9 protein-coding genes are annotated in these 14,606 nt (G+C 42.7%); 7 read left to right on the forward strand and 2 right to left on the reverse strand.

Annotated features, from left to right (window positions below):
* The first annotated feature begins 20 nt into the window (after positions 1 to 20).
* On the forward strand, positions 21 to 1,439 hold the full coding sequence (gene pyk / locus G0Q07_RS12585) for a pyruvate kinase (RefSeq protein ID WP_163346448.1): 1,419 nt from the start codon (positions 21 to 23) through the stop codon (positions 1,437 to 1,439).
* Positions 1,440 to 1,509: 70 nt separating this feature from the next.
* Here the strand turns inward: pyk and G0Q07_RS12590 are convergent, their stop codons facing one another.
* On the reverse strand, positions 1,510 to 2,157 hold the full coding sequence (locus G0Q07_RS12590) for a LolA family protein (protein ID WP_163346450.1): 648 nt from the start codon (positions 2,155 to 2,157) through the stop codon (positions 1,510 to 1,512).
* Between the two features lie 103 nt (positions 2,158 to 2,260).
* Positions 2,261 to 4,708, reverse strand: coding sequence for an FtsK/SpoIIIE family DNA translocase (locus G0Q07_RS12595; protein WP_163346452.1), 2,448 nt, complete (start codon positions 4,706 to 4,708; stop codon positions 2,261 to 2,263).
* Between the two features lie 622 nt (positions 4,709 to 5,330).
* Here G0Q07_RS12595 and G0Q07_RS12600 point away from each other — a divergent pair.
* The 6 genes from G0Q07_RS12600 (at position 5,331) to G0Q07_RS12625 (ending at position 14,414) form a co-directional block, all read left to right on the forward strand.
* Positions 5,331 to 6,281, forward strand: coding sequence for a carbamate kinase (locus G0Q07_RS12600; RefSeq protein WP_163346454.1), 951 nt, complete (start codon positions 5,331 to 5,333; stop codon positions 6,279 to 6,281).
* Between the two features lie 186 nt (positions 6,282 to 6,467).
* Entirely contained in the window at positions 6,468 to 7,466 is a 999-nt protein-coding gene (gene argF / locus G0Q07_RS12605; protein ID WP_163346457.1) for an ornithine carbamoyltransferase, read from the forward strand.
* A 1,092-nt stretch (positions 7,467 to 8,558) separates the two neighbouring features.
* On the forward strand, positions 8,559 to 9,368 hold the full coding sequence (locus G0Q07_RS12610) for a phosphatase PAP2 family protein (RefSeq protein ID WP_163346458.1): 810 nt from the start codon (positions 8,559 to 8,561) through the stop codon (positions 9,366 to 9,368).
* Between the two features lie 504 nt (positions 9,369 to 9,872).
* Entirely contained in the window at positions 9,873 to 10,400 is a 528-nt protein-coding gene (locus G0Q07_RS12615) for a UpxY family transcription antiterminator (protein WP_163346460.1), read from the forward strand.
* Between the two features lie 804 nt (positions 10,401 to 11,204).
* Positions 11,205 to 11,732 carry an ArsR family transcriptional regulator gene (locus G0Q07_RS12620; RefSeq protein WP_163346463.1) on the forward strand — a complete coding sequence of 176 codons (528 nt, stop codon included), beginning with the start codon at positions 11,205 to 11,207 and terminating at the stop codon, positions 11,730 to 11,732.
* 345 nt (positions 11,733 to 12,077) lie between these two features.
* Positions 12,078 to 14,414 (forward strand): SLBB domain-containing protein, encoded by a 2,337-nt coding sequence (locus G0Q07_RS12625; RefSeq protein ID WP_163346465.1) that lies wholly within the window; start codon positions 12,078 to 12,080, stop codon positions 14,412 to 14,414.
* Positions 14,415 to 14,606 lie beyond the last annotated feature (192 nt).

The following is a 14,606-nucleotide window of genomic DNA, read 5'->3' on the forward strand; positions in this document are numbered from 1 at the left end:
GCCTTAAAAATTTAGAAGTAATGAGAAAGACCAAAATTGTTGCGACAATTTCAGATCAAAGATGTGATGTAGATTTCATTCAGTCGCTTTATGATGCGGGCTTGAACGTAGCCCGTATAAACACCGCCCATATTACACCCGAAAGTGGGAAAGTAATGGTTGACAATATTAAGGCGGTTTCAGATAAAATTGCCATTCTTGTTGACACGAAAGGACCAGAAATAAGAACATGCCAAACGCTTTCAGACACGGTAGTTGAAGAAGGAGAATTTGTTACACTTTCATACTCAGGCGGGGTATTGGATGATGTTAAAAACATTTGCGTTAACTATAAAGGTTTTGTAAACGACTTAACTGTTGGCAACAAAATTCTTGTAGACGATGGCGATATTGCTTTTGAAGTAGTTGAAAAACATATTAAGTATTTATTGTGTAAAGTAGGCAACTCGGGTGTTGTTAAAAAGCGTAAAAGTATTAACGTTCCGGGAGTAGAAATTAAATTACCATCGTTAACCGAACGCGATATCGAATTTATTCGCTTTGCCGTTGAAAACGATCTTGACTTTATCGCTCACTCTTTTGTCCGCCATAAAGAAGATGTTAGCGAAGTTCAAAAGATTTTGGATGAGTATAACAGCCCTATTAAAATAATTGCCAAGATTGAGAACGTGGAAGGCGTTGAGAATATTGACCAGATATTAGAAGACGCTTATGGTATTATGGTGGCTCGTGGCGACCTTGGAATTGAGCTTCCTGAGGAACGGATTCCTGCCGTACAACGAAACCTTGTTCGTCGCGCGATCCTTTTCCAAAAACCTGTTATTATTGCCACACAAATGTTGCATACCATGATTGAGCATCCAAGGCCAACACGCGCCGAGGTGAGCGACGTGGCCAGTGCCATTTACATGGGAACCGATGCAATTATGCTGAGTGGCGAAACAGCTTATGGGAAATACCCTGTTGAAGCCATAAAAGCAATGAATAGAATTGCACAAGAAGTAGAACCCGACCGCGACCGACGCGAGTTAACAGTACCCCTGAAGGCAGATATTCCGGCCTACCTGGCTCAATCGGCTATACGCGCAGCACGCGAGTTAAAACCCGATGCCATTATTACATCCACTACTACAGGAAAAACGGGTCGCTATTTAGCTTCGCATCGTTCATTCTTTCCGGTTTTTGTAAAATGCCATTCATCCCGCGTTGTGCGCGAACTAGCGCTTTCATTCGGAATTCATCCATCTTTCCTTGAAACAAAAAAGAATAAGATGAAGATTCAAAAAGCAGCTGTTCAGGAATTGGTTAACCAGGGAACGATAAAAATGGATGATCTGGTAATTTATGTTGGTGGACGATTTGGTGAGGATGCTGGTGCATCATTCATCGAAATCTCAACTGCTGACAGGTTATTCCTGAAACCAAAAGAAATACGTTAACAACAATTTACTCCATAAAAAAAGCCTTGCTTCTTCATTGAAACAAGGCTTTTTTATGCTAATAGTTAGCCTATCGGAAATCGATTACCTCTACATCATCGTGTTGTGATACATCGAAAACAAACTCCGAGTCGTCAAAACCGACATTCGTATCCATTTCTTTTACCAGTATTCCGTACAAATTTCCATCGGTACTGTGCAATGTTGCGGAATGGATCATCATCTCGGCCTTATCAATCACCACTTCTATTTTAGTTACATCATAGGTATCCGAATCGGGATAAAGATTGATGTAATACAGGGTTTTTCCATCTTCTGTTTTTTCGTCAACAAATTCAGACTTAAAACCACGTTCGTAAATACTAAACAAGGATGAAGGATCCATCAAGTCGCTGCCATCATCTATATTTGATACGGTCACCTGGTTTCCATCTTCCATATAATTCCAAATGGTCTCTCCATCCGAAAAAACTTCTGCTCCCAGGTTGGGCAGTTGCACACAATACTTCTGACCTTTAACTTTTATGGTACCCGAATTGGTTTCGTTGATATCCATTTCATCGTTCACCATGGAAAAAACAAAATTAGCCGACATTGAAGCAATATCTTTTGTTTTGGCGCTAAGTTCATCCAGAATTTTTTTTGCTTTCGCATCGTCTTGCGACCATCCTAATGTTGCCACCATAGCCAGTGCAACCATCAATACTATTCTCTTCATTCTTTTACTATTGTACTATTTCTTCTATCAGAAAATGAAAACGTAACGATTTTTCTCCCCAATGTATAAATCTCAGTCCCGTATCACCCTCAAAAAATTATCTCTACAAGCTATTCAATAACTGTTCCAAACTATATTCATCCTGCAATAACACCTGTCGTGCTTTGCTTCCCTCGCTTGGTCCTACAATTCCGGCAGCTTCCAGCTGATCCATTAAACGACCTGCACGGTTATAACCGATCGAGAATTTCCGTTGAATCATTGAAGTCGATCCCATTTGGTTCATTACCACTATGCGCGCAGCGTCATCAAACAATTCATCGCGGTTACGCAAGTCCACCTCTCCCGGCCCGGGCTCCTCGTCACCTGCATATTCGGGCAACAAAAATGCCGTTGGATATCCTCTTTGCTCACTAATAAATTCAACGATCTTTTCCACCTCTGGCGTGTCGACAAAAGCACATTGCACACGGGTCATTTCACTACCCTGAGAAATCAACATATCTCCGCGCCCGATTAGCTGGTTTGCTCCCGGCGAATCGAGAATAGTTCGCGAGTCGATCATTGAAGCAACTTTAAACGCAATTCGCGCCGGGAAGTTAGCCTTGATCACCCCCGTAATAATATTGGTTGAGGGGCGCTGTGTGGCAATAATCATATGAATTCCCACCGCCCTTGCCAGCTGTGCAATTCGTGCAATTGGCAATTCAATCTCTTTACCGGCAGTCATAATCAGGTCGGCAAACTCATCAATAATCACCACAATATAAGGCATAAAACGGTGTCCTTTTTCCGGATTCAGTCGGCGCGAGATGAATTTTTTATTGTACTCTTTAATGTTACGTGCCTGAGCAGCTTTCAACAGATCATAGCGGGCATCCATTTCCACATTAATCGAATTCAGCGTATTTTTTACTTTCTGAATATCGGTAATCACCGGTTCTTCGGCATCGGGCAGTTTTGCCAGGTAATGTTTTTCCAGCACCGAATAAATATTCAGCTCAACTTTTTTGGGATCGATAAAAACAAATTTCAGCTGCGACGGGTGTTTTTTATACAGCAACGAGGTAATGATCACATTTATACCTACCGATTTACCCTGTCCGGTAGCACCGGCAACAAGGATGTGCGGCATTTTTACCAGATCGAATATAAAAGTCTCGTTCGAAATGGTTTTTCCCAAGGCAACAGGCAATTCAGCTTTAGTCTCCTGAAACTTTTTCGAACGGATTATCGAGTGCATCGACACGGTTTCAGGATTCTGGTTCGGCACTTCAATACCGATGGTTCCGCGCCCCGGAATTGGTGCTATAATACGAATTCCCAAAGCTGCCAGACTTAATGCAATATCATCTTCCAGGTTTTTAATTTTTGAAATGCGTACTCCCGGTGCCGGTACAATTTCGTAAAGTGTAATTGTTGGGCCGATTGTTGCCCTGATCTTTGTGATCTCAATCTTATAATGACGCAGCGTTTCAACAATTTTATTTTTATTGGCTACCAGTTCTTCATTTCTCACTTCGGCATTGCCAAACTTATGATCTTCCAGTTGATCGAGTGTCGGGAACTTGTAACTGGCCAAATCCAGCGTTGGATCATAATCTTCCAGTTCCTCCGTCTTTTTGCCGTCCGACTCTTCTTCCTCATGCTTTGGTGCCACCGTTAAATCCAGGTCATCTTCTTTTTTTACCGGAATCACTTCAATATCGTCATCACTTTCCTCTTCCGGTTTAGCCACTTCAATATCGTCCGATTCTACCTCTGGTTTTTCCAGTGGCAGATCATCCTCATCGTCCGATTCAAAAATGGCTTTCACCACATCATCGTCATCGTCAATTACTTTTGTTATCGCCTCTTCGCCCTCTACGTTTTCGTTACTTGTGTCGTCCGCATCAATATCCGCATCATCCTGCCCCGACTCTTTAGGTTTTCTTTTCAACAGCGCTTTCAACATGGCAAAAACACCATCGAAACGCACAACCACAATCGCCAGTCCGGAGATAAACAACAGAAAAACAAGTCCGACAATACCAATTAACGATCGCAGCCAGTTGCTAAGAATAAATCCATAATGGCCGCCCCAGTAAATGGCCGATCCGGCATCGGTTTTATTAAAGAATAAACCCAGTGCTACTGAAAACCAAACGATGCAGATAATACTATATAAAACACTTTTTAGATAATTTCCGGTTTTTCTGCCCAATATTCGCAGACCGGTTATGGCCATCAAATAAACAAAGATGAACGAAGCGAGTCCAAATCCGCGATTCATAATAACTTCCGACAAATAAGCTCCCAGTTTCATGCCCTTATTTTGGGCTTTCACCTCGGTATTAAAAAGGAATTCCCGCCAGCCCGAATCCATAATACTTTGATCGGCTGCACCATAAAACAAAAACGATACAAAGGAAATAAGCAGATAGGCTGCCACCAAAAGCACGAACAACCCGAACAGGAAAAATACTTTCTCGCTCTTAAACGGGGATGTACGCTTTTTTTGGGTACGTTTATTTTTCGATTTTGCTGGCTTTTTCTTCGCTCTAAATGCCATGGAGATATTTTTAATCTGAATTTTTATTCACAACAAGTTTCCAATATAACGATTAAGTTTCATTTCAATTTTTGAGATCCTAAAAATCATTCAACAAAATCGACTTTAACGCAAAACAGGAACATTATCCTCTTAAAACAGAATAATGCCGGTTAAATTGCCCGCAAATTTAATTAAAAAAACTTAGCCTGATTAATTCATAAAAATGAATTAATTACCCGCAGGGCTGACGAAATAATTGAGATACAATTATTTGTCAGGGCTAACCTTGACATTGAAAATCATAAATATATTTTTTGAAAGCATGTATCGTGCAGATTTTCAATCGTCAACACTTCGTGTGAAAAATTTCTCGAATTTTTCAGGTTAGGTAGAAGTTATGCCTGCTTGCTAATTCCTGCAATCACTTCAAGAAAAAACTATTAGCAAATTAATGCCGTTTTCTTGCAGTTAGCAAGTAAACACTCCACCTGTTTTCTGAATTAATAAATCAATGCAAAAAAGCTGTTTTTAAATAGCATAATTAACACAAAACCAAGTCCTAACACATTTTTTTTATGCCTCGTTTTTCTATGTTTGTTACGCACTTGATCCTTTGTCAAGTCATTAACTAACTCTACTAATGAAGAAACGAGCTGTTGTTGCTTTGGGCGGAAACGCCATTCTGCGGGGTAACGAAGACGGAACCATCGTTCAGCAGGAAAAAAATGTAACCGACACACTTGAAAACCTGGTGCCTTTACTTCGCGATTGTTACGAACTGGTGCTGACACATGGCAACGGACCACAGGTTGGCAACATATTAATGCGTAACGACGCCGGCGAACAACTTTACGGAATTTCCCCCATGCCCTTGAATATTTGCGTGGCCGATTCGCAGGGCGGCATTGGTTTTATGATAGAGCGGATGATGCGCAACGTGCTTAACAAGCACGGCATCGATAAAAATGTCATTTCAATGGTCACACTTGTTGAGATCGATGCCAATGATCCCGCTTTTCAAAATCCATCGAAACGAATCGGGAAAGTTTACAGCAAAACAGAAGCTGATAAATTGGCGGAAAAAAAAGACTGGGTTTTTAAAACGACATCAAAAAGCAAAGATGGCTACCGCAGGGTTGTGCCCTCGCCCTCTCCCATTGATATTGTCAATAAAGAAATCATCAGCCAACTGCTTGAAAGCGGCAATATTGTAATTGCAGCAGGAGGCGGAGGCATTCCGGTTTATTTTGACGAGAACAACGACATGCGCACACTAGATGCCGTAATCGATAAAGACATGGCTTCGGGCATGTTGGCAACCAACATTCATGCAGATGAATTGTATATCCTTACCGATGTGCCTTTTATTTACAAAGACTTTGGCGAGGAAACGCAGGAGAAACTCGAATTTCTAAATTATTCCGACACCAAAAAACATCTTGAAAATGGTACATTTGCTGAAGGAAGTATGGAGCCCAAAATTAAAGCCTGCCTCAACTTTATAAAAAATGGCGGGAGCACAAGTATAATTACCGAAGCCACAAAACTGGCGGACAAAAGTTACGGATCGAAGATAACGATGGAGTATTGAGACGGAGAGAAATGAGCACCGAAACGAGGAGACGGTGAGCACTGAGATGGTGAGACTGTGAGACGAAGAGACGGTGAGAGGACGAGATTTGGAAAGTAAGAGACTTGGAGACTGTGAGAAAAAGATTGAGTGAAAGATTGATTTGAAATTGACTAATAACCAGTGACTAATTAAATACAAAATACGATGACCAACAATTTAAAAAATAAAAACTTCCTGAAACTTCTTGATTTTACTCCTGAAGAAATAAATCATCTGCTTGACCTTGCGGCGAGTTTAAAAAGAGCCAAAAATGAAGGCACAGAACAACCTTCACTTTCCGGAAAGAACATTGCATTGATTTTTGAAAAAGCTTCCACCCGCACCCGATGCGCTTTTGAAGTAGCAGCTTACGATCAGGGGGCAACAGTTACTTACCTGGGGCCATCCGGTTCGCAAATCGGACAGAAAGAAACCATGAAAGATACAGCCCGCGTACTGGGAAGAATGTATGATGGAATTGAATACCGCGGTTTCGCGCAGGACATTGTTGAAGAACTGGGAGAATTTGCCGGCGTTCCCGTTTGGAACGGATTAACCAATGAGTTTCATCCTACGCAAATTCTGGCCGACTTCTTAACCATGCAGGAACACAGCAACAAACCGCTATCGGAAATAAAATTCTGTTATCTGGGCGATGCCCGTAACAACATGGGAAATTCCTTAATGGTAGGTGCCGCCAAACTGGGAATGGATTTCAGGGCAGCTGCACCAAAGGCTTGTCAGCCGGCAGAGGAATTACAAGCAGAATGCCGTGAAATAGCTGCTCAAACCGGCGGCAAGATTACGGTTACCGAAGACGTAGCCACCGCAGTAATAGACTGCGATTTTCTGTATACCGACGTATGGGTATCGATGGGTGAGCCCGACGAAGTATGGCAGGAACGAATAAAACTCTTGCTTCCTTACCAGGTAAATAAGCAAGCGATGGAACTTACCGCAAACCCCGATGTTAAATTCCTGCATTGTTTGCCGGCCTTCCATAACCGCAACACCAAAATTGGTGAGCAGATCTATCAAAAATTTGGATTGGAAGCCATGGAAGTCACCGAAGAGGTATTCGAAAGCGAGGCATCACTGGTATTCGACGAAGCCGAGAACCGGATGCACACCATTAAAGCTGTAATGGTTGCCACACTGGCTTAAGCAAAATTACCATAGATTTTAAAAGCATTATCTTCAGTTTTTGGAGGTAGTGCTTTTTTTGTTTTCAAGCACTGTTGTCCGTTTAGAAATAATTACCGACAAACAGATTGCTTCACTGCGTTCGCAATGACTATATTTTCAATGAGTTAGCTTTGTGGGAAGGGGTTGGTTGGCGGCGATGCCGCCAACCAACCCCTTCCCTTCTAAAAACCGTGAATAGTGCATCATTGCGAGCATCGCGAAACAATCTTAAAGTTTTACCAGACACTAATGATTCTCAAGTAGCTACTAGCCGCGAGCCACTAGCATTAAGTCACCGGTGTAATACCAATTTAACTTTGGGATGCCGTATTGGATAGAAGATTATTTTTTGTTTATGCGAGGCGGAAAATTTTTGCATAGCCATAGCTACGGAACAATTTTTCAACGAAGCAGAAGCGAAAAAGAATCGATTTATATGCGGCATATCATGGTTAATTTGGTATAACTTCGTTACGTCATGCTGAATTTATTTCAGCATCTTTAAACCAATAGGCATTCCTAACAATTTGCCAATACCAGAAATTAGCCCCCACCGCTGCAAACGCGTTCCTCCCCTCCTTGCCCTACCCTTTATACACAAATATTAACTAAAAACACCTGTTGGAATTCGGCGCATAGTAGTTTTCTATATTAATTTACTGCAGCAGTTGCGCCGTTTTCTAATGGTCATAAACCCCGGGTGCCACTCTCCGCCAGCTGGCGGTTCGTTCTGCCCGGGGCTAAATTATTTCGGACTTTCAGCCCTACAATCCCCCTAAAAGATGCTTGAAAGTTTTCTTTATAAACAAAAATTAGCGCTGAAAGTGCTTCATATTTCAGCCCAGGGCAGGGTAATTCAGAGAATTACGTCGCCCTGGGTTTTATTAGTCTTTTTAATCTTGCATCAATGTCTGACAATCTCCTAGTCTCACCATCTCAGTGCTCAAGTCCCATCTTCTAACCATCTCTCTGCTCTCTTCTCATCTCAAAGTCTCACCGTCTCACCATCTCAGTGCTCAAAGTCTCACAGTCTCATTACCCATCACTCAATCTTTTTTCTATTTTTGCCCCGTGAAAAATCATTCAATATTCATTACAACTATTCTGGTGGCAGCAATGCTATTACTCTCAATACATGGGATGGCCTCCAACAAAAATTACCCGAAAGGGATTTCTCTGCTGACTACCGAGACAACTCCAAACTTCGCTTTCCACAACGATTCCATTCACCGCATCGATTTTAAATATGTCGACAAAAAACGAGGCATTAAACCCTTTGTCGCCCCGTCGCTTCTGATTGCCGGGGGAACGGTTCTCCACTTTTCCGACTGGAAATACGATATCAACGAGTGGCGCTGGAATCATTTTAATTATACAGGCGATGTGGATGATTATTTACGTTTTGCCCCCATTGTTGCGGTTTACTCCTTAAATGTATTGGGGATAAAAGGAAAAAATAATGTAGGTAACCAAACTGCCCTCCTGGGAAAAAGTATGCTATTAACCACCCTAATTACCAAAGGGCTAAAAAGCACCCTGGATGTAGAGCGTCCAACGGGCGATTCGGGCTCCATGCCATCGGGACATACCTCCATCGTGTTTGCTGCTGCACAATGGATGCACCGCGAATATGGAGAGCAAAGCCTCTGGTACAGCGTAGGCGCTTATGCATGTGCAACAACGACAGCAGTCATGCGTGTATCCAAAGGCGGGCACTGGGCTTCCGATGTGCTGGTTGGTGCGGGAATTGGAATGATCTCCACCGAACTTATCTACCTTACCCATCAATACAAATGGGATCGTGAACACCTGAAAAACCTCGATATCTTTCCCTTTAAAACAGGTCGACAGAAAGGACTTGCGCTGGTTTATACCTTTTGATAAGCAGAAAGCCACTGGTAACGAGCTTCGGGTTTTAAGACACACAACAGAACACAGAAAATCTCATCTCCTTCAATCCTTCAATCTAACAATCTCAGTGCTCACAATCTCAGTGCTCAAAGTCTCATCGTCTAACAATCTCAGTGCTCAAAGTCTCAACATCCCAACGCTCAATCCCAAATCTCTCGCAAAGACGCCACGACGCAAAGCCTTTCCCGCTTCTCAAATTCTCACATTCTCACCGTCTCAAAGTCCCACTGTCTCACAGTCTCAAGCTCCAGGTTCCGATCTTAATCAATCCCGTCTCACCATCTCACAATCTCAGTGCTCATCTTCTCAATCTCATTTCTCACCATCTCATCGTCTCAACTTCCCAGTGCTCACCGTCTCACCATCTCTTTCCCACTCACTCACACACTTTCAACTTTTCACCCCATCCTCTTCATTTTATCGAAGTAATTCCTATTTTTGTCCCCTACAAATCCAAATTACAGAAACAGACTAATGATTAGTTTACAAACTCAAAAACACTGGCACGTAGTATACACCAGGTCCCGCGCTGAAAAAAAAGTCGTTCAGGAACTTAACGCGAATGGCATTGAGTGTTTTCTTCCCCTGCAAAAAAAGTTGCGCCAATGGAAAGACCGCAAAAAATGGGTAGAAACACCGCTCATTTCCGGTTATTGTTTTGTAAACATCACGCGTAAGGAATACGACAAGGTTTTACAACTCGATAATGTGGTGTGTTACATCACTTTCGAACGCAAAGCCGCTATTGTCAGCCAGGCAGAAATCGATGCCTTACGCACCCTGCTTCTACAATTTGATTTTGATGTTCATGTTACGCGTGAAAACTTCGAACCCGGCAAGTTGGTGGAAATTATTGAAGGACCGATGGTCGGACTAAAAGGCGAACTGATCGAATCACGCGGAAAAAATAAAATTGCCCTGCGTATCGAACAAATTGAGACCTCGTTTTTGGTAGAAATTCCTGCCAGCTACCTGAGTGTCGTACCCGAAACAGTGATCTGAGCCAACAACATCCACAATCTCTCTCCGTATACAATGTCAACTAAACCACTATGCATTTGAAATACATAGGTTTAAGACTCGAATGAAATTCGATGAATATATATTGGACGGAAGACAGAAGTCCGAAGACGGTAGAAAAAAATTCAATTCTTTAAGAACTTCGGTCTTCGGTCAAAAACAAAAGTTTATAGAAACTAAAGTAGCTGCAATAAATTGCAGGGTTTTAACCATTAACTTGAAAATAAAACTCACATTACCTTAGAGCCTCTCTGAGCAGATATCAGTAGCACAGAGGACAAAGTCACAAGCCTTAAGCCCCAAATTTCAAGCTATCTGCCCCCCGCAAGTACACTTCCTTCAACTTCGGACTCCCATCTTCCAACCCTCATCAATCATCTCAGCGTCTTAGTGCTCACAGTCTCACAGTCTCAATCTCACCATCCCACCATCTCATCGTCTCACCATCTCACAGTCTCACCATCTCAGCGCTCACAGTCCCAATCTCACCATCTCACAGTCTCATCGCTCATCCTCTCAAAGCGCAGTGCTCACTACCCACAGTCCTTCACTCTTTCAATTCAACACATTCCAATAAATTTTACTTAACAAATGGTCATTTTCTCAAATTTGTGGTAAAAACTATTTGACATTTCTACAAAACGAGTACATTTGTTACTCAATTCTAATTTTAGCTACCTACTCATTCATTCTAAATGTAACTGAGGAGGCGAAGCAGTATCCAACTCCGAATAACAACCCAATCTTTTAGCACACACGACAACATTTAACTTATTAATAACCCGCATGTTAGAATCTTTAATTACTAACAAAACCAGGCTAAAACTTTTACTCAAGTTTTTTCTGAATAAGGAAACAACCAGTTACCTCAGAAACCTTGAGCATGAGTTTGGTGAATCATCAAATGCAATTCGTGTTGAGTTAAACCGGCTGGAAAAAGCAGATTTACTGGTATCCAATTTCAACGGGAACAGAAAATATTTCCGCGCCAACGGCAATCACCCGCTTTACACTGAGATCAACAGCATCTTGCAAAAAACGGTGGGGCTGGATACGGTTATCGATAAGATCCTGAAAAATGTCGGTGATTTGAACGAAGCCTATCTTGTCGGCGATCTGGCCATTGGCAAAGAATCAAGTATTATCGACCTGCTACTGGTGGGCGATGACATCGATACCCGCTTCGTTGTTGCACTGGTGTCGAAAGCTGAAAAACTGGTCAATAAAAAAATACGCTACCTTGTTCTTTCGGAAAAGGAAAAAACCGATTACCTCGAAAAACAAAATGCCTTACACATCTGGTCGAGGGAATAAGAAAAGAGGACAGAAGACCGGAGACAGAAGACCGAAGTAGAGATACAATCCTATGAATGTATTTCTTCCGACTCCCGACTCCCGACTTCGGACTTAGGGAACAATATATCACCCCCAACAGGAAAATATTCTAGATTCGTTCATATTAAACAGAACGATATTCGAATTGTACCATTTTAATGATAAATCAGAACGATAGGTATTAAACTCACCCTCACTCCCTCTCTTTTCAAAGAGAGGCCTGCCTGTCGTCAGGCAGGGACGATTTTAACAAAGTTTCAATCAGGGTGAGTAATTATAAACCAACAGCAAAGTATTCAGTATAAAATCTTTACTATTAAAAATATGAAGCACTTATTACAAACAATGTTAACGGTATTCTTTTGCCTGGCAATGCTGCTGGCTGCACAGGCACAGACGCAGGATGTAAAGAATGTTGACGTTAAATCATTGTCACAATCCGAAATCGACAAAGCCCAAAAAGCCATGAGTGATGCGGGTTTATCAGAAGAAGAAGCCATACAACTCGCCCGCCAGCGTGGTGCCACTGAGCAACAAATCAGTGATATGCGCAAACGACTACAGGAGCAAGACACGTCAAAACAAAACATGTACAACCTGTATGAAGAGCCGGAAACGCTGCCCGAAGAACAAGAAGACACTTACCTTTCTCAAAGAAAAGCTGAATTAAGGACGGATCTGGAAGTATTTGGAGCTTACCTGTTTAACAACGAAAACCTGACTTTTGAACCACAGGTAAACATACAAACACCAAAAAATTACGAGATTGGCTTTGGCGATCAGCTGCTTATTCAAATCTGGGGAAACTCGCAAAACACCTATCAGCTAAGGGTAAATAACAATGGGCAGATCGTAATCCCCGACCTGGGACCGGTTTATGTGGCCGGACTATCATTCGACGAGGCTGAAAAGAAAATTGTAAAAAACCTTACCGCAATCTATGCTGATATGGGAGCCGACAATCCCGGTACCTTTGCCCAGTTAGACATGGGACAGCTGCGTTCCATCCGTGTAAATATGCTGGGAGAAGTCGTTACTCCCGGAACCTATACCCTGCCTGTTACAGCCACCGTTTTTAATGGTCTGTACCTTTCCGGAGGGCCTAATGAAATTGGCTCGTTCCGAAACATAAAGGTCATCCGCAACAACAAAATCGAAAAGGTAATCGACATTTATAACTTACTGATAAATGCCGATCCGTCTGACAATATCACCTTAAAAGACGGCGATATCGTAATTGTCCCTCCGGCAGAAAAACAGGTAGTGGTAAACGGCGAATTTAAACGCAATGGCATTTTCGAAATAAAAGAAGGCGAAATGCTAAACGACCTGGTGCGCTTTGCCGGAGGATTTAACGCCGGAGCCTTTTTAGGAAATACACAGATTGTACGCAAAACACAACAGGGACAACAGATCATCGATGTTCCTTACGAACAACTTGGCACCACCCCCTTGGTAAAGGGCGATACCATTCAAAACACGCTGATAACCGACCGCTTCGAAAACAGGGTAAGCATAGAAGGCGCTGTTTATCATCCGGGAGAATACGAATGGACCGAAGGACTATCACTGGCTCAGCTAATTGAAAAAGCCGACAAACTGCTGCCCGAAGCATTTAAAGGCCGGGGATTGATAACCCGGTACAACAGCGACCGTACAACCTCTGCCATCGCTTTTGATGTGGAAGATATAAACAGCGGAAAACAAAACATCCTGCTGCAACCCGATGATGAAGTACTCATCAAAACACATTTCGATTTAAAAGAACAACCTTATATAACCGTTAACGGAGAAGTGCTTGAACCCGGGCCATTCAACTGGTCGAAAGGCATGACACTTGGCGACGCCATCTTTCTGGCAGGAGGATTGACCGAAGGCGCCGACAGTACTTTTATTGAAATTGCCCGCCGTTTGAGCTACAACGATGCTACTGTTCTTTCCGATACCATCGGACATGTGATTATTGCCAATATCTCACGCGGATTACAATTCGGGAAAAACGATGCTGAAATGAAATTACAGCCCTGGGATCAGGTATCAGTGCGTACTGCCCCCAACTTTAAGCAAAACGAAACCGTCTTTATCTCGGGCGAAGTGACCTACGCCGGAGCTTATGCCATTACCAACAAACAAATGCGCATTTCCGACCTGGTACAAATGGCCGGAGGAACAACCCCGAAAGCCTACCTCCAGGGGGCCACACTCGAACGGTTCTCGGAAGAACTGGGTGCCGAACAGGTAGCCATTAACCTGCAAAATATTCTTAACACTCCACGCAGCGACAAAGACCTGTTATTAAAAAACAGCGACCGGCTCAATATCCCGGAATTTATGCAAACCGTTAAAATTATTGGAAGCGTACAAAATCCCTTCTCCATTACTTTCGAATCCGGACGTAATGCCAGATATTACGTTGAACGCACCGGAGGATTCCAGGCACAGGCCAATAAGAAAAAAACCTACGTACAATACCCCAATGGCGAAACAGCCGTTACCAAAGGATTTATTTTCAGACGTTACCCAAAAGTAACACCGGGCAGTGTGGTAGTGGTACCCGAAAAACCGGAGAAAGAACGTCCGCAAGGCTTATGGCTGGCCATAGCCTCCACAATGTCGTCAATGGCTGTAGCCATTGCTACCGTTATAAATGTTTCGAAATAATGTAGGTGCAAGTGGGCAAAAGACCGCCACGGTCGTCCCTCCCTCGCGGAATCTTACACCATAGAATATTAAGTGCCCGGATATCGCTATTCCAAAACAAACTTTTTAATACGACTCTGCGATTCAGTGACTCTCGCCTTTTGGGAAACGAAGTGAACCAAAAGGCGAAAGAGGAACTAATCCCGAATCAAA

This window comes from Draconibacterium halophilum (assembly GCF_010448835.1).
Classification (GTDB): Bacteria; Bacteroidota; Bacteroidia; order Bacteroidales; family Prolixibacteraceae; genus Draconibacterium; species Draconibacterium halophilum.